We start from the raw sequence: 24737 nt of genomic DNA on the forward strand, positions 1-24737 counted from the left end.
GCTATTTCCCCTGCCCTCCGCCTCTTTTTTCGAGGCATTGTGAATACCCAAACCAACCCACAACAAATTGCTATTGCCGGTGCCGGCTTGTTAGGACGTTTACTCGCCTGGCGTTTGCGCCTGCTTGGTCATGACATCACCTTATTTGACGCAGGCAAGTTACAACCAGCCGGTAATGCAGTGCGTGCAGCGGCATTTACGGCTGCGGGGATGATCGCCCCGCTGAGCGAAGCTGTCGTATCCGATGCAAATGTCTATCGCATGGGGCAATTTGCATTGCAGCGCTGGCCAGAATGGTTGAAAGATTTACCGCACAGCGAAACAGAATTATTTTTCGCCAAAGGAAGTTTGCTGGTCGCCCACCCGCAAGATGAAAGCGAATTACAACAATTCGAAAGCGAGTTAAATTTTGTTGTGCCGGAGTGCCGCAATTACCAACACTTATCCAATCGCGACATCCGGGATCTGGAACCGGATTTAAGTCCGCAATTCATGCGCGGGTTACTTTTACAAGAAGAAGGCCATTTGCATAACCGCGAATTTTTACAGCGGCTCGGGGATGAATTAATTCGCCAGGGCGTCCTGATTCGCGAAGACACTCCCGTAGAAACAGCGCCGCAAACCATTCACACAGGTACGGGTGTAGAAAAATTTGATTTGGTAATCGATTGCCGTGGCCTGGGCGCAACAACACAATTGAAAAAATTGCGCGGTGTACGCGGTGAAACCTTGCATGTGGAAACCAGTGAAATTCATCTGCAGCGCCCGGTGCGATTAATGCATCCGCGCTACCAGCTTTATGTAGTACCAAAACCGAATAATCGTTTTATTATTGGCGCGACGCAAATTGAAAGTGAAGATCGCTCGCCAGTAACGCTACAATCGTCGCTCGAATTAGGTAGCGCACTCTACACATTATCACCTGCATTTGCCGAGGCACGGATTATCGAAATGGATACCAATTTGCGTCCGGCATTTATGGATAATTTACCAAAAATTTTCTGCAAACCCGGTTTGATTGTTGCAAATGGTTTGTTCCGCCATGGTTACCTGCTGGCACCTGCCGTTGTTGAACAAGTACTTGCCAGGGTTGCACAAAACCCACACATATTATTTCCCGATTTGCTTCAAGCTTCTGTTTCAGGTTAATCAATGATGATTCAAGTCAGTGTAAACAATGAAATTAAATCCATTGCTCCGGCAACACTGTTGAGCGATGCATTACAGGATTGGGGTTACGGCGATAGCAAAATTGCTGTGGCAATCAATCAGGAATTTGTACCCCGCTCCACTTACACGGAGCGGGCACTCAGTAACAACGACCAAATTGATATAGTTCGCCCGGTGGGCGGGGGTTAATTGCCATGAGCCACGCAACATCAACCACACCTGCACGCGATTTCACGCTTTATGGTGAAACATTTTCCAGTCGCTTTTTACTCGGCACTGCGCTTTATTCATCACCGCAATTAATGCGCGATTCAATTACACAATCGCGCTGCGAAATTGTGACGCTTGGTTTGCGCCGGCAAAACCCGGCCAACCGTGATGGTGATGCCATTTGGCAATATATTCAGGAAAGTGGCTGCCGTTTACTGCCTAATACGGCTGGCTGTAAATCCGTGAAAGAAGCCGTAACACTCGCCGAGATGTCGCGCGAAATTTTTAATACTGACTGGATTAAACTGGAAGTGGTTGGTGATGATTACAACTTGCAACCAGATCCATTTGGCCTGGTAGAAGCATCAGACATTTTGATTAAAAAAGGCTTCAAAGTTTTGCCTTATTGCACTGACGATTTAATTTTATGCAAGCGCTTGCTCGATGTTGGCTGCGAAGTATTAATGCCATGGGGAGCTCCTATTGGTACCGGCCAGGGATTATTAAATCGCTACAGCTTGCGCAGCCTGCGTGAACGAATCAAAGATGTTCCAATGATTATTGATGCCGGCCTTGGCGCGCCTTCACAGGCTGCTGAGGCAATGGAGATGGGGTTTGACGGAATATTGTTAAATACTGCGGTAGCTAAAGCACATAACCCGCCGTTGATGGCAGAAGCATTTGCCGATGCAATTGATGCAGGCCGTAAAGCATTCAAGGCGGGCTTAATGCAAAAACGCCAGACTGCCAACCCCAGCACGCCAACGGTAGGCCAGCCTTTCTGGCACCAGCAATAAATGGCAAAAAATAATGTCCTATTGCGCAGTTGGCGGCGCTAAAAAGCCGCCAATTTTTTGTAATCCCGCATCAAGTTTTTTAGCAATTTTTGGATTTTTACAATCGCCGGACCCCATATACATTTGCAACATATGGGTTAAGCGATGAAGGTGGAAATTCATTTCCTGCTGACGCAATAAGGCATCTTCCACTACCTTATTAATACCAATGCCCTGCTGGTTCGCAATCGATTGCAGCGACGCACGCAAATCTTCCTTAAATAACAAACTGCCCTTGAACGTTGATGCAATATGCAATACCACGTTCTGCAAACTGTGGAGTTTACGATCACCATGTGTATAACCAAGGTCGGTCAACACCGAACTCAATTCAGCAAACCACTGTTGCAGATGCACATTTTGTTGCAACATCCGTTCGGCAAATTCCGGTACATCACTACCTTCCACCACATTATCCAGGGGAATTTCACTGCGAAAAATCATAGTGCTCACAATTTCACAGCTGCGATATAAATAAGCCGCACGGTTTAACTCCAACACCGCGATAACTTCTCGCCAACGGCGGCCATGGGGCTTAAAACGGTTGTAATAGATGCCGACAATACTGTCAGCAAGCGCCAAAATTTGGCCGGGCAAGGAGATTTCACTTTCTACTTTTCCATGCGGGTAGCCTGTGCCATCGCTACGCTCATGATGTTCATACACTGCATTAATAAGCGCCTCCGGAAACTCTGCCGCCTCGCGAAGAATTTGCCGGGAAATTTCGACATGCCCTTGCAAGCTGCGCCATTCCTCTGCAGTTAATTCTTCTTCCTTTGCCAAAATGTGCGGAGAGATATGCATCATGCCAAAGTCATGGCAAATCGCAGCCCAAAAAACCATCTGCGTTTCTACAATTGGCAAACGCATTTCCTGTGCGATAAAAATTGACCACAATCCCACGCTTAATGTGCGTTGAAATAAATCGCCCATCTGCGCCGCCATTACCGTCAAACGTTGCTGCACCAATGGAAATTGCTCCAGCATTTCACTTACAGGTCGCAAGGATTCAAGCGGGTATTTTCGCTCTTCCAGCGCCTGGAAAAATTCTGTGTCGCGAATGATATTGACCATGTGCTGTAAAAAATCAGCATTATTCATCAATCGCTGGATGTGGATGCAACCTGACAAAGGCTTTACGAGGGTAAATGCGCGGAGTGGCAACAGAGCGTTATGGGTTACCAAATCGCCAACTGCCAATAGTAACTGACCCTCTGTTGAATAAATGTTCTGCGTAACACTGACAGGATTTGTTGCGCAAAGTTGTGCCAGATAAAAATCATAAGTATCTAACTGCAAGGAACTCCATGCAGAAGAATCATTTTTCAGCAAACCAGACGGCTGATTGTGCGACATAAAACAAACCATCCGTGCAGAAACTTTAAGATTACATTTAATTTATTGTTAATTCCGATTGCCCGGTTAATGCACCAGCAAAACTCGCCACAACCAGACACTAACCAATCCAACCAATAAGCTATAACCCACCATGGATGCCGCAAAGCGCGGTGCAAGGTTGTGGCTAATTGCCAATACGCCAGCAGAAATCATTGCCGGCATCCCGGCTTCTAACACGACAACCTGTGCAGCAAGGCCCTGGATATCAAATAACCACAATCCAAACCAGGCAAACGCGGGAGATAAAACCAGGATATAAAAAATCCCTAATACCAAGGGTAATAAATGCGTGGATTCCAGTTTGAAGCGCCACTGCAACCCAACCGCAACCATCACCACAGGCACAAGTGTAGATGAGATTCGCGCAAGCGCCTCGGCAAGCCAATCGGGATATGTAAAAAAGCGTAGCAGCAGCGCCAGAATAAGCGCAATGAAAGAAGGAAATACCAGGATATTACGCAAGATCTTTGTAGCCGATGTAGCACCACCCGCATAGTAAGCTGCTAGCGCAATACCCAGGGTATTCAATGCAACAAAAGTTCCCAGTTGGTCATAGAGGATTGCATAGGGAATGCCTTTAGAACCAAGATGCGCCTCAATCAGAGGAATTCCAACAAAACCGGTATTACCCAAAGGCACCAACAACATCAAGGCGCCGGTAATTTCACGCGACCATTGCAACCAGCGCGCCGTAAAAAATGTAATCGCTGCACTAAAACACATCACTGCCCATGCAGCAACAACGGGGATCAGCGCCTCGTGATTCAAGGTTAACTTGGGAATTTCTGCCAGGATCAACGCGGGCAGCGCCACATAAATCACATAGCCATTCAACGCAGCCGCCGCATTTTCCGGCAGGTGTTTACTGCGTTGGAACAGCAAACCAACAATGAGACAAATAATTACTACAGCAATATTAGACATGGGGAGGAACAAAATTATCAGAAAATGAAAGACATGGATTTAGTGTAGGCGATAACACTCAAACGGAAAAACCACAACAATCAATTCACTTGAGCAGGTTAAAACCCGCGCAAGTGAATTTGAGCAATCCGCTCTGGATGTTCAACATTAATACAACTGGTTTGCGTGCCTATAAAATGTACCTTAAGCAAGAAAATTTTCATTGCGCGTTAATTATCAGGTTGATTGCTTTAGCATGAGAAGGACTAATACATCCGAGACTGCCGCTTCCGCAACCTTTATTGTCGTATCAATCGATTGATTCACACTCCCGCTAAAGAGATCTATCTTTTGCTCAAGTGCTAATACAGTCGTCGTCACTGTATCAGCTGATCCTGGCTTAACATTATTTTTTATGGCGAAAACCTGCACCCTCCCAATTAAGCCAATATTTTTTACCCGCATCCAATAAGGTAAAAAATCTTTCGTAAGCGTGATCTCAAGTGTTTCTCCCGAAACGTTGCTGTGCGTCCATTCAGAAAAAAAATCTGATCGGCAACTTAATAGCAGTGGAACACCCGGTGAATCATCCTGTGGTGCGGACGGGGCCGGATTGAATTGCACGGCCAATGATTCTTTTACCAAATCACTTAATTGCTCCCCACCATCGCGCGCCGTATAGCGCAAGGTTAAAATAACATCCGAAATAGTAGAATAATCAAATTGTACGAACTGGTCAGGTAATTCAATTCTCCACCTACCAATCGCACCTGCGTTTTCAAACGGTAAAAAACGCTCATCCTGTAATTGGGTTTCGAACAAACCGGAATCTGCATTGGCAGTGCTGGTGACAACCGTTTCCAATGTGATAGGGCAATCAGTATATTTATTGCTGGTGCGATCATATTGGATTGAACTTTTCACTAGCGTCAGCTTGCAATGAATACTGGTATAAGGACCAACAACACAGGGAATACTGAGCGCAACCGATTTAATCCGGCGCAAATAGTGGCCCGGTGTATCAAGGTCAAATAACCATTCCGGAATATCAAATTCACAGCGATTAACGCGTACACCATTATCGTCTGTGCCGAATTTCAATTTAATTAATTCAGCAGGGTCAAGGCGTCGCAATGAAATGTGTTTGGTAAGTTCTAATTCGCGCTTGTTCTGATCAAGATACGCCACATCCAAACGTTTCAAATCCTGATAGAGGCGCTCACCGGCAAGCAAGCCCTGCTTCATGGATTTCCAGTGGTCATTGCGAACAATATCAAGGGCGCCTTTTTCAAGCCCTAGCTCCAACTCTGCTGCCGACTGCGCTTTGCGAGCCATTTCCAGGGCCATACGATAGGCCTTGTTGTACAGAGCCCCCAACTCCGTCGACATCCACTGATACAACTGCGCATTGGTAAACTTATTGCGTAACACATCATCCACAGCATGGGATTGTTCAAGTTGCAATTGGTGGTTATCAAGTTCCTTCGCAGTGATATCGATGCGAATCTGATTGGCAAGAATTTGTTTATCGATTTGCTTGAGTTCTTTAAGTACCTGGTTGTTTTGAAAAGCCCAGTCGTCACGACGGCGCAGGTGTCCTGCCAACATACCTTGTTGTTCAGCGTAAATTCGCCAGGCCTGGGAGACAAAAGAAAATGAATCGCCGATGTTAGATACTGAATTTCCGATTGCTTCAAGCACTTTGGGAGGGTTCGGTAAGGGTGTCGCAGACATTGCAGCAGCAACAATCGAAGCAGACGCGTGAAGGCCACCTGCTACCAATTTGGAAATGGTAGCGGCAGTTGACCAGGTGTTAACTGATTCAACGCCGTTGTATTGTTGGGCCTCCTCGGTAATTAATCCCATTCCGGATCGCGGGCTTGAATTACCCCTATCGAGTTGCCCCAGCATAGCGACCTCGCCAACAGCAGCCCCCTCATCCGGTGCAATACCATCCAGCCCCAACAGTCGCTGATATTGGCTATAACGTGTTTCTGCAGATTTTCGTGCTGCACGAAGCGCAGTAATGTTGGCTTCCGCTTCTTTAATTTGCAGTTTCTTGAGTTCACCAATTTGTTGTAATAATGCAATCTCGTTGGTTGATCGCAACTGAACCATATATTCCGCATCGTGTTTTTCCAATGCAGATAACATTGCCGCCCCCAGCGATTTCGTTTCGCCAACCAACTCCATTGCACGTGCGGCAAGTACACCGTAACGATAATGTGGTGGAGCCGCATACAAGCCGGCAATAACACTGTTCAAATCCAAACCGGCCGCTGTTGCACGCACCAGTAACTCCGGATCAACGGGAGAGTCAACCAGCGGCAAATCGCGTGCAATACCTTCAATATTTCTGCAATGGCGTAAATTGAATAACCGATCTTCAATAACTTCCCAATAGCGATCCAACTTATCGTTATGCGGCATGCAAAATAATAACGTACCTGCAGATGTCGGTGGCTGCTTGTCGATTAAAGCCAACCTGGCCCCATTATTATAAATAACGTAACCACCGGCCCTGGTTGCAACATCGACCCAATAATTAGAGAAAGCATCCAGTTTGCTTGCTAATTTGTCATAAGTGTCTGCCACTTTTTTGGACGCGCCAGCCATCTGCTTTGGTCGACGCCCCAGAATTCGATATGCAAGCACGTAGAGCATCATGGCTTCATTGTTGGATTCACGGGTATCACGGCGATACAAACTGTCTGCCCATGTAATGAGGTTATCAATATAGGCAAACAATGTTCGCCACAAGAAGGCAATATGGCGATCACGTGCAATTACAAATGGCCTGAACGGAAGTTCGCGCCAGCGTTCGATAATGGTATTAATCCGGCTAACATCACTATCACTGTAACGGCCAGATGCTGTCTGTGCGATTGCCTTAAGGTCATCAACAACTTGCGTATGCGTATTTAATTCCTTGAACACCCGGAACTTTAAAAAGCGCGATGCATCAGTACCTGGCTCTGTTGATGCAGGATCAAATACATAACGCAACCATCGTTCAGCATCTTCAAATTGATGTTGTTTGGATAATTGATCAGCAATTAATAACGGGGCATGCAAAAAAACTTCCCAGCTGTAGCAGGCGTTTGGCATATCAGCATTAAACGTCAATTCACCGCTAATCACTTTAGGATCAACCAACGTGTTTGCAGGCAACTTATTTGCACCATAGGTATTTATCTGGCGCGCACCTACGGGAATTGTCGATGAGGAAAACCAATTTGCCGCCAGGTTAGTTTCATCAAGCCACACATTGGGATAAATTTTTCGCCCGCCTTTAAACGGTTTCAAATCTACCAGGCACGCGGTATCCCCCTCGGCATAACTCCATACCTGATGGTTTTGCGAGTAGTTCCTTACACCTGCTGCGCCAACAGTATAAAAGCGGTGCTGTTTAAGTGATTTATCGAACACCTGATCATACCCTGAAAAATGCAGCCCTTCTTCATAGGCAGGATTTCCAAAATCAAGTTCATTTGCTCCATTCAGATGATCCTGCTCTAAAAAACCATTGGTAAAATACACTGTGTTGCTTACCAGCTTCTCAAGCAAACCGGACGATTTAACCAAAGATACTTGCCCATTACGCCGGATATGAAAATCAAAAACCCTGGAATACGAACGGTCTGCTTCTGAAACAATTCCATAATGTGACGGGTCATTATTTTGCAAATCAAACTTGAAATTTAATTCCTGCATTAATTTTTTTCCTTCGGCCACCAGGCCAAGGGAAGCAGCAGCAGACAAGCCGCGCCAATACAAGGTAATAATTACTTCCGATTGCTGCCCGTAAGCCACATCAAGTTCAATCGAGCTCCCTACTGATGTATTGATTCTATTCGGGTTTGATCCAATTTGTAGTTCAACACTGGTGCCCTGCGGCAAAATATGAATTCCCGAAACACCGGTGAGTGTTGACTGGACGGTCGCCTGGATGGAAATAATTCGCTGCGAACTTTTGGATAAAAGTTCGGTGACAAATTTTGCATAATTAGGATGTTGATTCGCATTGCCAGCCGCTACAAATTCCTCGATATACTGATCGTATAACGTTGCAGCGCCAATACCCGGAGTAGCATTAATACTTTTAAATTTTCCCAGCACCGGGTTCAGTGTAGTACTCCAATCCCTCATTTGGTCATCGTATTTGGTTGCCACATTACTATCACCAAAAACATCCAGGAAATCAAAAAAAGCAGAGTTCAAATTAATTCCAACACTGCTTAATCGATGCTCAGCCGCAATGTGTAAAAGATAGGACTCATACATTTTTTGGCAAAATGATGGCAGGATATTTCCATTCCAAATTGCCGCTCGAAAAACTCGAATAATTAAGTCTGTGCCCGCGGTTGTCACAACCAGTGGTTCCCTTGACGGAGCCGGCGAAGAAGGAGGCTGCAATGCAGAACCCGGTATTTTATTCATTGAGAAACATTCAATCACCGCCATCTGGTCATCTGGCAGTACGCGGTTCCGGAACGAAAAACCATAGCGCTCATCTTCAAATGCATCTACAGCAATATCATTAGGGTTCTGATAATCCTGGCTATAGGTACCGGTGATTATCGGCTGGCACCAGTTGTACCCATCAAAAGACGAATAACACATTTCAATATGCCAGTAATCTTTTTGAGTATCGGCGTTTATTTTTCGGCTGATGCGGGTGATGAGCGGCCATGAAACCATTAACTTTTCGTTAAGTACAAATACTTGCAAATGATCACCTTGAATGTCCAGCTCAATTTCTTGCCATGGAGTCCATTGCATTTGAGGAGAACCAAATGCAATGGATTTCCGCCAGAAATATTTGGCAGGAACCGAAGGTGTTTTTCCAACAATATAGAGGTTTCGCTGAGAGCGACTCTCCTGGCTTGCCCGACGCCCGTAAGTGCCGGATTGTGAACCCTCATATTTAACATCCTCGTACATACTTACTACTTGAATCTGGCCAACACGCGCGATGTCATCAAGAAATCGACCAAATGCTGCATCAGCCATTGCTCCGTTTAACTCGCCTTTGCCCAATTCTGTTTCCAATAATTTAAAACTGGACGACTTGTCATCGCGCAATTCCGGATACAGCCAATTTTCAGGAAATAAAAATACTTTGCGATTGGCTTCCCATACACGGTAATTGCGCATCCATGTCCACTGGCTCCTCAATGCATCACTGGCAAGTAATCCGTGTTCGTTGTTGGCGCTATCCCGATACCGCTCAACACCAAATAACACGCGCTGTGCAAATAATTGCGTTGCCGTAATCGCCTCAAGGATTCGTGTAGTATTCATGCATGGCTCGACCAATGGGTCGATTAGATAATGCTCATAAATATCGTTGGCATTTTTTAGCTGCGGATTGCGCCGAACCAGTTCAGCAACCAACGCATTGCGTTTCTGTTGACGAACAGGATTTTCAATCTGGCGTTTGATTTCAATCCATTCTTCATCGGTATAACCATGCTTAATTCGCAATAATGACTCCACTACTTGCGCAACGCTATTACTGCGCAAATTAGTAATCGCAATGCTGTCAGCTCGCCACTGCCTGGCAAACTCTAACAATCCAAAAAACCGTTTAACTAATGCAGCGTCGTTAAAACTATTTATACTGGCTGGCGACAACCCAACTAACAGCGCAAGTCCATTTACAATAGATGCATCCATTTCGAAACGCTTTGAAAAAATATTGATGGCCGTATTGAATTGGGCGGGGTCATCCAACATTGACAAGGTTATTATTCCAGCAATTACCAGTGGCCCTGCCCTTTCCGGTTGCGCCAGCCAAAGCCAGTTTACCAACGACATAATAGCTGAACGTCCGGTTACAGAATGACCGGCTATTACAGTTACCCAATCAAACGTTTTTATTAACGCATCCCATAATCCCGTATCAAATTTATTCCTGATTCCTTCCATTCGAAATACACAGTTCAACCAAACTTCAAGGGTGCTGGTGGATATAATAGTGTGAGGTGCACGCAGGGTTTCTATCAGCGTTTCATTTGTTGATGTTTTAAAAAAGGCATAACTCCTGGCATCTTGCTCCGAAATATTTAACGAGGTAGCAATCAACGTGATAATGGCATCATCTTCTAGCGAAGGAAGTTCTGGATCTTCTTGCACACCGTCTTGCAACAATTGTTTATGTAGCAGCATTTGCTCCTGTTGTAATGTATTAACCAGTTGTCCGGCTGTCGCTGCGATTTCTATGTCATTTTTTATATAGCCTGGAAGTTCTATGAAAATAGATTGCAAGTCACTACGTGGCAGGAATACAAGCCCGAGTTCTTCCGGCGAAAAATGAGTTCCTCCAATCAGTGTATTAAATGTGAGAATCACGTTTAAATCAGCAATGCTGAAGCTAGTTTGCGCCGGATCAATCCCCAGAATTTTTTCCAAACATAAACGTTGCGCGCGGCTAAACCCCAGGGTACGCAAAATGGCGCCGTAGGTTTGCGGCATGTGACATAATAAATTCGCGGATAGATGATAGGTATCAGCCAGGGATTTGATCCGAGCAATATGAATAATAGTGCTACTGAAATTTGTGCTTTGAGTCGATGCCGCCAACACAGCATTAATATCAGCAAATGCCCAACCCAGTTTACGCTGCAAGCGCACTATGCGATGAATGCGGTCAAGGCAAATGTCCAGCGACTGTGTGCCTGTATTAAGGATCATCTGGCTGGTTTTACATTGCGCACGATTTTCAATAGATAAATTGCCCACGTATGGCTGGCGGATCACATCCTCAAACTCATCGAGCGACAAGCCCGTGCGCGCCAATAACACGGAAATTCTCTTTACAACATCCTGAACGGGTTGATTGGCAAGCACCTCACCAGAAGCAGGGTCCACCAGTGAGACCTGCCCTTGGGAATTTACAGAAAAACCGTATAAATTCCAGAGCTCTGTACCCTGGGTAATATTTGTCAATAATTTCCATTCTACAGGGATGGTGTTGCTGGATGATGGAGAAGGAATACCGAGCAAGTTTGCTGCAATTTGCTCTTCCGTTAAATTATTCTGCGTTAATTCATTGAGTTCATGTGCAGTAATATTTAATTTTTGTAGATATGCAGACTCTTGTGCTTGCCACTTATCAAAAGGCATGAACCAGGGATAAGGTTGTTGCGCCAGCTGCTTATACAACACATCAATTCCCATGTATGGATTTGGATATTGCCTTGGTCGCAACTGATCCTCGAACATCTCGATAACAAGATTGATATGCTGAACCGGGGTTTCAGCTTGCTCACATCCCAATGGTAATCCAAATATATCCGGGCGACGCGCACGCAAAAAAGCTAACGCTGCTTGGTTATTTGCATTGGGTTTATCCAATAACTGTAATAAATCCACCAAATAAGCAGGTTGTCCCAACATGGATTCACATGGAGCGCAAATACACTCATCAAGGTCGCCCAGTAAAGCAGGGATGCCGGGAATATTTTCCCGAATTTCTTGTGCAGGCTTGTCAGGTTTTATATACCAACCCGGTGGCACATATTGATATTGAATCGTCCCCGCGATAACACCCGTACCAATTATTTTAAGATCATCGATTACCTTGACAGTCGCATCACTCCAATGCGTAGCCATCACCTCACCATATTTTTCCTTTAGCAATTCCCGCAGGGTTTCCCTACCGTGATGGATGATTAATTGCGGTGTATCGATGTTAGCTGCAATCAATGTTGCACTCACTTCATACGGTAAAGACAATCGCGCAAACAACCCAACACTACTTAATGCTTTTTCCGTCACATCTTCTATAACACCAGGAATTTTTTCCCTACCCTGTATATAGTCTTGGACTTTCTTTGGATTATCCTTGAGTAGCTGTTTAATACCGTTATTAATTTCCCCGGAGAGTTCTGCTAATTGTTTGGATTCAATACGTAATTGCAGTGCTTCAACGGGATACGCCAGTTCCATGGAATTTAACATTGCCATGGCAACAGGTAAGTCCACCCTTGATTCAGTTGCTACGATATTCCAACCGCCAATATCCAGGCCCGCGAGCGACACAATAGAATCACCATCATTGGATATATGGTTGGCAAGTGTTTTGATAAGTGTTGCATTGCCATTGGTTAACTGGTGAAGCCGCACACCTTGTATGAAGCGATTAATGGGTTTTATATCGTCAGGAAATTTTTTGTGGAGCGACAAAAAAATATCGGGATCCGACGTATCCCCTTGTTCGACTAACGCCAATGCAGCCAACTTAACAGGCGTAGAAAGATTGATTTTCAGTAACGATGTGATCTTGGCAATGGGGTGATCGTTAGCTGCTTGCGGGCTGATTGTTTGCAGCTGACGTAACAAAACCAATGTAGCAACGAATGTGTCTATTTCATCTTCTGCGTCAAGTGGAATTTGCTTCTGCGCAACGGCGTTACCAAGTGCTCGTACAATACTATCAGCAGATTTTAAGAATAATTGCTGCAATACTGAAACAGAGAGCTGGCGAATCAAACCATAAAACAAGGGCCCGCCCGATTTTGAAACCACCATAGCCTCAAGTGCATGCTCTTCGTCGAATAAAACCAATGCCGCATCCTGCATAACATGGGCAAGTGACCACGCAGTTATATGGCTGTATTCCAGCGCGGTCTCGCTCGCAATAAATTGAATATCGTCATCATTCAACTCACCAGGCTGTAAGTTGTCGCCATCATCGGCTTGTTCCGCCAGCAGCGGGGAAACCATTTGCGTTATTTGTTCCCATTCAGAAAGCGATTTTTCTGCAGCGGGTTTTAATAGTAAATCTACTCGCTGAAAGCGCTCTACCTGATCGGGTTTGATCACGATACTCTGTTCAATTTCGCCATTGGCTTTTCGTTGCGCCTCAATAATTAACCAGGGTTTATTTCGCCCAACCACATCAGCAGCGACAAACTGGTCGATGTTGTAATTGATGGAATAATTGCCCTTTTCATCTGTGATTGCCGAACCTAAAAGCTGCCGTTTGCGCAAATCACGATCCCAGGCAGTTACGATAATATTTTTTTGTAATTGCTTGTTAGAGTCAATCACATTACCGAATACATTCAAGTCGGGAATCATCACTGCCAGGTCAATTGTCGTCGCTTGTTGGCAATTATTGTGTTTCATTGATATTCCCAATGAAACATCACCAGGTTGACTAAATACTTCGATAATTAAATCCGGGCCGCCGCGTTCAGCAGGAGTGTTTTGAAATACCGATGGATGAAATTCAATACGGTATCGACCTTTAGTATCTGTTTGTGTTTGCCCAAGCAGCGTGCGAATTGCACCATCGGCATCAAACGCACGCACTGCTGTATTTGCCAACCCGGCGTGCGTTTTGGCATTGGTGATTATCCCGGTTACAACATAATTGCTATCGATTGGTGCACCCAATTCGGATAGCAATGCATTAATGCGTTGCGCAGTTTTTTCTTCGACCAATCCGTGCAGGTTATCCCCCGGACCTCGCTGTATTTGAAAGTATCGAATCAACAAACGAGTCGCATCACCAAACACTTGTTGTGTTTGTTCGCTGCCCATTTTTTTAACCAGCGCATTGAGTTCTTCAGCAGTGGGGGAATTCGGCGGGTTAAATGTTTTAAAGACACCTTTCCCATAAAGGAACTGCAACACTTGTTGAAGATTAACGACGTCGTTGCCGCTATCGCCTGGTTTGATGGTTGCACTTATTGGCAGCATACAGTTCTCCGAACAACATTGAAAATATTGATCAATTAAAAAATAAATTCATGCAACACATGTTTTAGTCAGGCATCAATGACAGACGCTATTCAATTATGCGTCTGTTGGTGTTGGTGGATTTATTGCTTTCATTTGCAAATCAAACGCTGGTATCAACATAAACGGCCCACTCATAATTCCACCAAATATAGATCTTAAAGCCGAGCCATATGACTCAACGATGCTCATGGTTTCTGAGGCTATGAAACCAGGAAGTCGAGACAGGAATGACGTGCTGAAAAAAAACGATAAGCCCGCAACAAACGATCCACCGCCTAATGCAGTAACCTCCTCATACCCCGGTATCACCTGGGATAAATAGGCATTTCGGGATGCCCATGTGTTTCGAAAAAAGGTAGTCGCCGATCCTCCCATCCGCTGGAGCTGACCAGTTAAGGATATTCGATGCTGCATATCGTCCATCGATTTGGACATAATATCTTTGATACCCTGCAAACGAGTTGGACTGTTCATCCACGCCACCAACTTGCTGATCTGCAGCTGCGTCATTTTTGGAGATCCGGAAGAGCGTGCAAGATTTGATTCAAAAGCAGAATCCCATCGAAGCCTTGGCAAACCTGTATCTGGATCAAAATCGCCAATCCTGCTCCAAACTGATCTGAAAGCTTTAGCCGCTACCGATTGATCATCCCGCAACAATTTAAAGAAGTTGCCTCGAGAAGTTTCATATTTGTTAGACTCTTTTCGACTCGCCCGTTGCCAAAGCTCATCCAATTCCTGAACTTCGAACAATGAACGTTGCGTAATAGCAATAGCTGCTTGAACAGGACCATTGGGTCCAGTCGATGCAATAGAAGCCAATGAAATTTGCGGACGCGGCGGACGCGGCGTAAATACTGAATCTTGTTTACTAAAGTTATCGCTGGCAACCGTCATCATCAAATTTCGGGAAGCCACTTTATTTCCCTGGTTTGCCTGGGCTATCAGGTGATCAAGGGTATAGTTAGTTTGGGCCGAAACCCAGGTATCTTCATAACCATTGCGATCAACTTTATTATTAGGCGAATTGGAAGCGTAATAGTATCTGCTGGATGAGAGCAATGGAGGAGCTGCATCAGCGCTCAACCAACGCCCCAACCACGGCAAATAATATCGCGCCGAGTGATAACTTAAACCGCTTTCTTCATCGCGCTCCATTCCCGTATAACGATAACGTTTTAGTGTTGCTTCCGCATTATTACGAGTCGCCTGGTAAGCACTGGTACCGAAGGGATGATATTCCTCGTAAGAAATTATTTGGGCGTGTTCATCAAGCTCCAGGTTGGATGAACCCAGGTGATTGCTGTAAATATAACGATATAAATTTCCGGTGCGGAGACGGTTATTGTCTGTGGTATTAATTTGGTCGAGCATCAATAAACGTTGTTCGCCATCGAACAAATGCAATGTTTCAATTTCTTCCTTTAGAACACCATTTTCCGTACGGCGATAGATTTCAAACTCACCAAGATAAATCCGCTCTTCGACAATGTTGCCATTATTTTTGCGGATCAACTTGCGAGTACGTTGCTTATCAGTAGCGTATTGATAGTGCGCATATCCCCCACCCGCCAAATTAATCATCGCAATCATGTCGCGATGATCCCACTGCATACGATAATCATCGGGAGTATTTTCAAGATTCAGCATGCTGCCATGCGAATCATAATCATACTGGATAATAGTACTGCCCGATTGCGTGCTAACCAGGCGATTGCTGGCGGACAAATCAGGCACATTGAACGCATAAGTGTAATGCCGTGTCCAATTATTGCTTCCAGCGTGGTGCTTCATTTGCAAAATATTTCCTACTGCATCGTAGGAATACTGCTGCGAGTAATTACGCACAGCATTGGCAGCAGTAATTGGAAATAATGTATCGCGATAGTTACCCTCGCGACTTTGTGGTGCCCCGGTATATGAACCATCCTCTTTACCTGAGGCCTTGATCAAGCGATAAAGTGCATCGTATTCATAGAGATTGCGCGGTTCGACATGCATGTTCCGGAAGAACACCGGCTCATATGCTTCATCATAAACTTCAACAATATTGCCAACTGCATCATAGGTGTAATTTAACTGTTGCAGAATACGATTATCGATCAAATTGGAATGATGGTTTGGAAACGGCAGATTATTTCCAGGCCGAGTTGTTCGCAGCTGTTTTAACCGAAAGGTTTCAGCGTCGTAGTGGTATTGTGTGCGAGTGCCGTTGCCCAGAATGATTTCCTGGCGCTGCCCTTTTGCATTACTAGTAATATGGACAATGGGCGTTGTGCGCTGTGTCAGGGAATCTGCTACGTAACCTAATACAGTTGTTGTTTTGATGGCGTTGATTATTAGCGATTCACTTTTAAGTGCACCGCGCTCATTGTATTGCGGCTCATACACAGCGACACGACTGCTATCACTGCGATGCCAATTAAATAACCGCGTTATACGTTTTAATGCATCATAAACGGTGATTTTAATCCATGCATCAGGCTCAAGTTTCCCGACGAGGTCGCCCTGCCAATCAGTAACAGCCGCTGTTTTGTCAGCGACCAATGTACGTTGCACTTCAAGAGGATTGCCTTTGAAATCCATAGCAATAACTTCATTCAATCCGCTTGCATCGTAATGATGTGTAGCTTGCCCATTAAGATTGTTAATAGGAAAACTGACGGCATCCTGATAAATAAATTTCTCAATCAACCGTGATGTATCGTTATCAACTTTTATTGTTAATGAAACTGGCCTATGCAGGGCATCATATTCAGTAATGTAGAGCCGTTGCTCTGTTGGTGCAGAATCTTTATCAACTGCACGATAGGTATCCCACGCAATCATCGGTTTGCCGGTGGCATCACTTAGTACCCAGCGATCACCTGCATCCATACTGTGTTGAAAAAGTAAATTACCCGCCATATCGTAACAGGGAGCACTATAGATACGCTCTCCACGACCGGCATTCAAACGATGCGGGATTTCATTGTCCAAGTCATTATTTATTTTGTAAGGCGTAATATATTGCATCACCAGGTTGTTATTGGCATCGCGAATCCATAATGGCTTGCCTTCAGCATCAAGTTTGGAGAACGTAATATATTTTTCATCAACACCGTTATTGCGATTATGTGCAAGGGAAATTACTTCGCGGCCAAGGCTATCAAAATGAACCTCAGCGGGGGTATTCGCGTGCGCCTGAATTAAATTCGCCGCGCGCTGGTTTTCTGCTGTAGCAAATTCTGCAAAACGTAAATGCGCAGGATCAGTACGCCGTAAATACCAATCGCTGTGTTCATTATTAAGGGGGTCGCAAGCAGTATCATTTTGATCAAAACTGCGGCTTAGCCACGGTGAAAATTCAACATAACTAAAAGTACCATCAGGAAATTCTGTGCGCACCACGCGACCAATAGCATCATAAAAAATTGTCGGTGAAATACCATTTGCATGCGGTATTTCGCACCCGAAATCATTACTAAAGGCAGGTTCATATTGTTTAACAGGTTTACCTTTATTGTTAAATAATGCCAGGCCATTAATAATCCACCGCCGCGCGGACAATGACGATGGCGCATCCGGTTCCGGTTCGGCTTGCACCTTTTTCATTACCACCGCACCACTACCATCAGAGCATTCCAATGAAATGTGCAGAGGGCTTGTAGTTCCCCCAGGCTGCCCTGCATGAATCTCACGGACGATACTGCATGCACCGGACATGCAGGTTAACCATACTGGCTGGTTATCGCGACCATAGGCATTACCAAAATGATAAATAAAACGCGATGAAGCATTTACCAGCCAATCGCGTGCCTGCTGCTCCTGCTGTTGACCAAAATGCGTAGTGAGGCAAAACCCCTGGATTTTATTCTCCGGTGGATTTACCAGATCAAAATCAAATCCATCAAGATTATCGCCTTCCCATTGACCACCGATTTTTTTCCCTTTGGTTGCAGCGGCAATAACCAGCCCGCGAATATCAAATTCAACTTCGCTGTGATTGCCATTGGCATCAATCATTTCGATAGGAGCAAGCACTCGATAATTAAAACGCAGCTTGTTATTAATGGCAAAAATTCCCGCGATATTACCTTTGGCATCCGTACTACTCACCAAAAACAAATTAAGCGGGTCAAAAGCAATTCGAGTCTGGTTACCGAAAGGATCTGTATAGAGATTGGGGCAATAGAAATTATTGTGTGCGTCCGGGCCAAATCCCGCTATGCCGGAGCGCATCCAGTATTGCCCGGAAAAATCCGGGTTAATTGCCTCACCGCGAATATAGCCCGTTTTTAAATAATTGGGATGGATTGGATTTAAAGGTGTATCCAGAAGATTGCGAACAGTTTCCGTAGTATTCCATTTCCAATTTAATTTATCGTCCACCAGATTGCCATGCAGGTCTTCACTTTTGAAGACGGCGTCCAACAAATCCGGCGTTAATGCCAGTTTGTAATCTTCATATTTAAAACCGCGAGGTCCAAGCTGGCCAAACATTAAAGGGTGTTGCGGGGCATTGGTATGATCATCGAAAAAGCGTGTGCAAGTATGTTCAACAATGCGCTTTTGCTCAGCAGTACCATCAGCAAAATGATGGTACTGAATAAATTGAACAGGTTTAAGCCCGGGATGGGTATCGTAAATATTGCTTAATTGAAGTTTGTGAAAATCTGCTGGCGTGTAATAAAAATAGTTTTCTTTCGTGATACCTTTTAATTCATAGGTCTTAACCTCGTAAGCTACTCGCAATCGATAATGTTCAAGTGCCTGCCCTGTGCGAACACCAGGTTGAAACACATCATTTGTGTACCAGGTTTCGGTATAGGCAATATGTTCTTCCGCTTGAATTTTATTAAATAACGCAGGTTTGGGTAAATGATTGAAATCGGCGTCCTTGTACCGTTTATAGGCAATTGCAATGGATTGCAAAAGATTTCCGTATTGATCATGCCGCAAATTTATAGAGTGGGAAATACGCGGATCAGGATGTAACACCCCGGCTTTTGGTATAGGCAATTCATAGTGATAAGTTAGCGCTTCACTTTCTGTTACTAAAAATACAGCGTGGCGATTATTCTCCTTTTTTTGTACGCATTTAATTTGGCAAGTACGATTCGTAGCGGAATACAAACGTACCGGAGTATGTGTCGGTTCGTTAGCAGTGAGGTCGCCCACATCGAGCTCATAGATTTCCTGCCGTAGCATTGTTCCTTTACAAGCACGCAAAGCTTCACGCCATTCACTCGCCGTTAATCCATCCGGCAACACCGGCTCGGCCAATTTATTTTCGTTAAACGTATTGCCAGCCGAATCAAGCCGTCCGCTAAATTGATGGGTAAAATATTCTTGTTCAAATTGGGTAAGGATTTTTTTATGGTCAACCGCTGCACCTGTGTGATACCAGGAAATTGTTTTTACGGGTGGTTGATATAATTTTTTATCCTGCGTAATCCAAGGGCTGCCAGCATTATCTTCTGCAAAGGGTATGAACAATTCGGTGTCTATTTGCTCAACTCGCCCAAACCCGCGAAACTCCCGCTCGACGCCATCAAAATAGCCATGATGGTAACTGTAACTACGCGTGAATAGGGTTCCCCGCCACTTATCCTTTGAGATAGTTTTACTGACACAATGAACCGGAAATGGCAAACGCGTAATCCAGGGTGTACCTGCGTTTTTGTCCTGCAAATAGAAACGCGTAGACGGAGTGTATTCAATCTCCGTGGTCGCACCCAGATTATTATCTATCGCAATAAGCAAGTGCGGCTTTGCAGGTTTGTGCCGGACAAATGTTTCATCATTTGAATTCTGTTTTCCGCCCATTAAATCAATAAAGAAAACCGGGCGATGTGCGTCAGCAGGTAAATGCGAATTCCACACCAGGCAGGCAGTACCGTTACCTAACAAATCGGCAACCTGAACCGCATGTAGATTTTCAGTCGCCACAGGAAACTCAACAATACAGGCATCACTTAAACAATTCCCTGAGCGATTAAAATATAAATTGGCGCCATGACGGCTCAAATAAATAACATCAACCGGACCACTACCATCAATATCCGCAAGACGGATTCTATTGGGATCAAATAAATCAGGGGAATCAAAAATTGGTGGGTTACCCAGCGTTACCTTACGGCCAAACCGTCCGTAACCCACATTGGGCCAGTAACAAATTTCTCCATTGCGAATTCGAACCAAATCAGTAAGTCCATCGCCACACATATCAGCAAGGAAAATAGTTTGGATTACATCGGCAAAAATTACTCGAGGACCTGCATCTTCATTTATCGCCTGGTGAATATGTTCAGCATTATCAAAACCGCGCTCATCCAATGATGGATACCAGGTAAAAACCTCTTGTTCTGTAATAACAGCGTCGGCATGTCCATCGCCTGTTAAATCCAGAAACCGTAAGTTAGGATCTTGCCAGTTGATAATTGGCAAATTCAAAAAAGGAATATGCTGTTTCCAGCCTTGCTCTTGGTCACGCGCATAGAATCCCGGCGCAGGCCCGGAGAAATCCACCACATCAATTTCCCCATTACCCACCAAATCCATCAATTGATAAGGTGCATTAGTCGCCAATGCCAGCGCAGGCAGTGGTGCAACCGAGCGTGTCGCACCAAATGTGCCATTCCCCAGGCCAGGCTTGTAATACCAGCCATTTATCGATTCTGCCAGCACACCCGAAAGACCTTCGCCGTCAAGATCCAACCAACGATAACCATTGCCTTGAGTTCCAACCGGTAAATTTTCCAGTTGATCGGCATTGATGTGCTGTAAAGTTGTATTCACCCGAGGTTGGCTATAGGAAAAAGTAACAGGAGGGAACTGGCGGGATTCGTAAACGGTATCCGTAACTGCACGTTTTTGATAGGCGCGATGGGTCACCGATTGAAGTGTTGTATAGCCGGGCCTGGCGGGGTCATTCAAGCTGGCGCTGCTGTAATTAAAATCCGTCGATTTTACCAAGCAATTTAATTGCGTATCCTCATCTTCAGGAAAGTGATGGAACATTAAAACGCGACGACAAAGTCGCTCCGTCCGTATTTCAAAACCCGCCCGATACTGTGAATAAGCATCTACCCTTTCAGCCCAATCGCGATTGGGAGTATTGATAATTTCAAGCGGTTTCGGGTTTATTAAATCGTGGTCACCATAATCGAAAACCGCTTCGAACATCCAATCCACATTGGCGTTTTCGCGTGTATTTGCATCAAGATCCGGTCGGTATACGTTGCGATTACCATACAAAATTCGCTTCAAATACCGATTGGATGTTCGCGCTTGTTCTAATCGATTTACTTCCCAGGGATGCGCTTTATTAGCTTGATGATTTTCATTCGCTATATATTTGTATTCACAGAGATTGCCTTTGTCATCATGGTTTTTACAAATTAACCATTGGAAAATATGCGCGTGATTATCCGGGTCGAATATACGGCTATTTTCATCAAGCCCATACCAGGTAGTGATATTGTCGCGGCCAATGCTACGCCAAAATGTATTGGCGCTATTCGTTTTTTCAACCCAATATTCAATGCGTGCAAAAAGCCCTTCTATCCTCGGGCGAAAAAATGAAACCACATATTCCCGCCCCCATAACTGGGTTAATTCCTTTGCGGGCAGGCCATTTTCAAGTACAGGCACCAAATCTTCTGCACCCGATATTAAAAAAACGTCTGTGTTTTCATCATCCAGATAACGGGGTAATCCTTTATCGGTTTTCCGGGAAATACAGGGCAGTGTAATCTGCCAACCAAGCCCGAAAACTCCCTGCCCTGCCCCCGAATCATAACTGAGGGAAAGCCGGGGGCCGAACCCACCACGCCCTGGAGACAGCGCGATGGGAACTGACATGGAACCGGTCCCCGTAACAGGATTAGCCGAAAACTTTTCCCCAATACCTTTAATAGCTCCGCCGCCTTTAGGAAGGGATATCCCGGGGGCGTTAACCAGATTACTTTTACTATTATGGTTTTCTGTAGAAGCGTCAGACTTCATGAATCAATTTCCTTCGAGCCATAAGTGCAAAACGGGGTATATGTTGGATCTGTTTTTAACCTTTTTCTTTTTTGGATGTTTTATCACACGACAAGGAAGAGGTATATGGAAATCCGATCCAGTTTGAGATTTGCTATCGAGTCGGGCTGCGAGGCCTGTAAGGTTTTATGGGGCGTAGGACCACTACCATTCGTTCGGCAATCACAGGATAAATACATGTTGAAATTGATTTAAGCGACGCTTTAGTAGTGTGAAACGATCTGCAATTTCAAATATAAAAATTAAATCACTAACAACACAATAAAAAGTATTGCGAAAGTTCTCTTGCTTTTATCATATATATGTCTGATATTATGATGTTTGGTGCCTTCATTAAAAGTTACTGTGACTTTAGGGAAGCCATTCATAATAACGAACGCCTCTTGGCTCACAACGATATTTCGCACAAACACAATCGTAATAATTCTGAAATATCGAAAATAAAAAACGACCAACTGCGTCAATCATGCGGTTTTAAAAATGCTAAAGTTTTTTCGAAACGCAATCATCGCTTCATTTATTTTGATGCTTGTGACAGGGCTTATTATTTATATTGGGATCAAGAAATCCCAAATAAGTACTTCGATGTTCCCGGCTCGCGATACTGAATTTCTGTGGATGTCCGCGATAGAACCCAAGAAGCCTGTAACACAAACAATGTTAACGGTGGAGAATGAAGTAGGCACGATTGAATATGATTTTTTTCTTGACCCGGTGGAGCCATTTCCATACACCCATTTTTCGATGTACTTTGTTGATCCTATCCAATCTTTTATTCAGGTAGATTTAACCCGATATTCGAAGATCTCATTTAAAATCCAATGCGATCCAAAGAATGTATTGCTCTTTGTATTATTTAGTTTTGATGACAAAGTAACCGATTTAAAAAACATGGCTACCCGACGTGTATCTTCCACAGCATTTTCCTGTGATAAACATTGGTCTGATATCAATATTGATTTTGATAGCCTGGATACACCGCACTGGTGGCTGGGTCGGTACGGGTTTGAATTTAGTGATACATCGTACAAGCTTAACAAAACCATGGGTTTTGCCTGGGTGAATTCTTTGCAAAGCCCGATTAATACTCCATCCCATGTAAAGCTGACCGATATCAAATTGCAAGGCGCTGATTCACGTTTTTTTTATGGGGCTATAGCACTTTCACTGATATTGTGGATTTTGTTTGTTATCTGGCAGTTTCGCCGCTATGTGATTGTTCTTACAGCAGAGCTGAAAGAAAAGGTTCGACAGGACCAGCCCTTGATTGCATATGCAAAATTAACAATAGAGCCGCAGCGGGATAAAGAAAAAACGGGGTTGTTTCGTTACATGGCAACCGAATATGCCAATCCTGATTTAAGCCTTGAATTAGCGGCCGCAGCTCTGGGCATCAACCGAACTAAAATTAACGATATATTGAAAGATGAGCTTGGCCTTACATTTAGTACTTATCTCAATAAATTACGCCTTACCGAAGCTGCGCGTTTATTGTCCGAAAATGAAGAGGCAAACGTATCAGAAATCGCTTATTCGGTAGGCTATAACAACGTTTCCTATTTCAGTAAACTGTTTAAGCAAGAGTACGGATGTGTACCTAAAACGTTCAAAAATTTATATCAAAATAAAGACGATGCAGTTTAATTTTTAATAATAAAAACAGCGTTTATAAAAAAGGCCAAGCGAATAACACCTGGCCTTTTTTTATGTTGCCTTATCGAAAATTCGCCTGGTATTTTTCACAGGGTTTTTTCGATGCATTTAAATTGATACACATCACATTTTGCATTATTACACGACAAAAAAACTGCAAATAATTGCAGGAATTTTACGAATTTTTACAGTGTGATAAAAATCCTTTCAAAAATGCGGGAGTAACGCCTGCTATTTCGCTACTTTCGACACCAGCTTTGCGGCCTCGCTGGAAACCACTCCAAGGCTATAACAATAATTTTGGCGTTCCAGTATCCAGCATGGTTGAACCATTTAATAGGTAAAAGCTGAGTTTAAATTCACAAATAGCAGTGGTGCAATACAGATACTCACTGTCATCGGCAATGAATACAAATAATAGGCCTGGTAACAGGTAAAAAATCACAGTTGCTTCAAATGTAATTAAAGAAAAACCAATCGGGTTTATTTCCGCTGTGTCGGCGCTTTTTTGTAACAGGGTTGTTTAGGAGCGCTGTTTTTCCCGGTCCATGGGCCGGGTGCTTTTTACTTGCAGCAGAGTGAACCCGTACCACCTATCTAGCGGAGATTAAAATGATTCCAAAAAAAAATGCCAGTCAAACACTGGCTAAAATGTTAACGCTCGGCGTTAGCACCGGCCTGGCCGCGTTTTCCCTCAATGCCTTTGCAGCCTGTACCTACAACATTGATAATCAATGGGGTAGCGGTTATGTGGCGAGTATTACGGTAAAAAATGATACGAATGCT

8 protein-coding genes are annotated in these 24737 nt (G+C 44.3%); 4 read left to right on the forward strand and 4 right to left on the reverse strand.

The features are described from left to right. The first annotated feature begins 39 nt into the window (after positions 1 to 39). From A596_RS10395 to A596_RS10405, 3 genes are read left to right on the forward strand one after another with little or no spacing between them, the layout of a single operon-like run. The gene (locus A596_RS10395) at positions 40 to 1149 is read left to right on the forward strand and encodes an FAD-dependent oxidoreductase (protein WP_235425669.1); all 1110 of its coding nucleotides are present in this window, start codon (positions 40 to 42) and stop codon (positions 1147 to 1149) included. A gap of 3 nt (positions 1150 to 1152) precedes the next feature. Next, the gene (gene thiS, locus A596_RS10400) at positions 1153 to 1359 is read left to right on the forward strand and encodes a sulfur carrier protein ThiS (protein WP_039914203.1); all 207 of its coding nucleotides are present in this window, start codon (positions 1153 to 1155) and stop codon (positions 1357 to 1359) included. A 5-nt stretch (positions 1360 to 1364) separates the two neighbouring features. Continuing rightward, positions 1365 to 2177 (forward strand): thiazole synthase, encoded by an 813-nt coding sequence (locus A596_RS10405; RefSeq protein ID WP_039914205.1) that lies wholly within the window; start codon positions 1365 to 1367, stop codon positions 2175 to 2177. A gap of 18 nt (positions 2178 to 2195) precedes the next feature. Here A596_RS10405 and A596_RS10410 read toward each other — a convergent pair whose 3' ends face one another. The 4 genes from A596_RS10410 to A596_RS10425 form a co-directional block, all read right to left on the reverse strand. After that, a complete protein-coding gene (locus A596_RS10410) occupies positions 2196 to 3572 on the reverse strand; it encodes an HD-GYP domain-containing protein (RefSeq protein WP_039914208.1) in 1377 nt (458 codons plus the stop codon). 66 nt (positions 3573 to 3638) lie between these two features. Then, a complete protein-coding gene (locus A596_RS10415) occupies positions 3639 to 4538 on the reverse strand; it encodes an AEC family transporter (RefSeq protein WP_039914210.1) in 900 nt (299 codons plus the stop codon). Between the two features lie 216 nt (positions 4539 to 4754). Next, positions 4755 to 14228 (reverse strand): Tc toxin subunit A-related protein, encoded by a 9474-nt coding sequence (locus tag A596_RS10420; RefSeq protein WP_039914212.1) that lies wholly within the window; start codon positions 14226 to 14228, stop codon positions 4755 to 4757. Positions 14229 to 14324: 96 nt separating this feature from the next. After that, positions 14325 to 22259, reverse strand: coding sequence for a SpvB/TcaC N-terminal domain-containing protein (locus A596_RS10425; RefSeq protein WP_052417381.1), 7935 nt, complete (start codon positions 22257 to 22259; stop codon positions 14325 to 14327). Positions 22260 to 22778: 519 nt separating this feature from the next. On the opposite strand from A596_RS10425, the gene A596_RS10430 reads away from it, so the two are divergent. Beyond that, a complete protein-coding gene (locus A596_RS10430) occupies positions 22779 to 23942 on the forward strand; it encodes a helix-turn-helix domain-containing protein (protein WP_039914213.1) in 1164 nt (387 codons plus the stop codon). Positions 23943 to 24737: the final 795 nt, after the last annotated feature.

The sequence above is a fragment of the Cellvibrio mixtus subsp. mixtus J3-8 genome, from assembly GCF_000766945.1.
Taxonomy (GTDB): domain Bacteria; phylum Pseudomonadota; class Gammaproteobacteria; order Pseudomonadales; family Cellvibrionaceae; genus Cellvibrio; species Cellvibrio mixtus_A.

Bases quoted from the DNA above. Each gene is read 5' to 3' on its own strand.
- A596_RS10410 (WP_039914208.1), bottom strand. From the start codon at position 3,572: ATGTCGCACAATCAGCCGTCTGGTTTGCTGAAAAATGATTCTTCTGCA.
- A596_RS10430 (WP_039914213.1), top strand. From the start codon at position 22,779: ATGCTAAAGTTTTTTCGAAACGCAATCATCGCTTCATTTATTTTGATG.
- A596_RS10425 (WP_052417381.1), bottom strand. From the start codon at position 22,259: ATGAAGTCTGACGCTTCTACAGAAAACCATAATAGTAAAAGTAATCTG.
- thiS (WP_039914203.1), top strand. From the start codon at position 1,153: ATGATGATTCAAGTCAGTGTAAACAATGAAATTAAATCCATTGCTCCG.
- A596_RS10405 (WP_039914205.1), top strand. From the start codon at position 1,365: ATGAGCCACGCAACATCAACCACACCTGCACGCGATTTCACGCTTTAT.
- A596_RS10420 (WP_039914212.1), bottom strand. From the start codon at position 14,228: ATGCTGCCAATAAGTGCAACCATCAAACCAGGCGATAGCGGCAACGAC.
- A596_RS10415 (WP_039914210.1), bottom strand. From the start codon at position 4,538: ATGTCTAATATTGCTGTAGTAATTATTTGTCTCATTGTTGGTTTGCTG.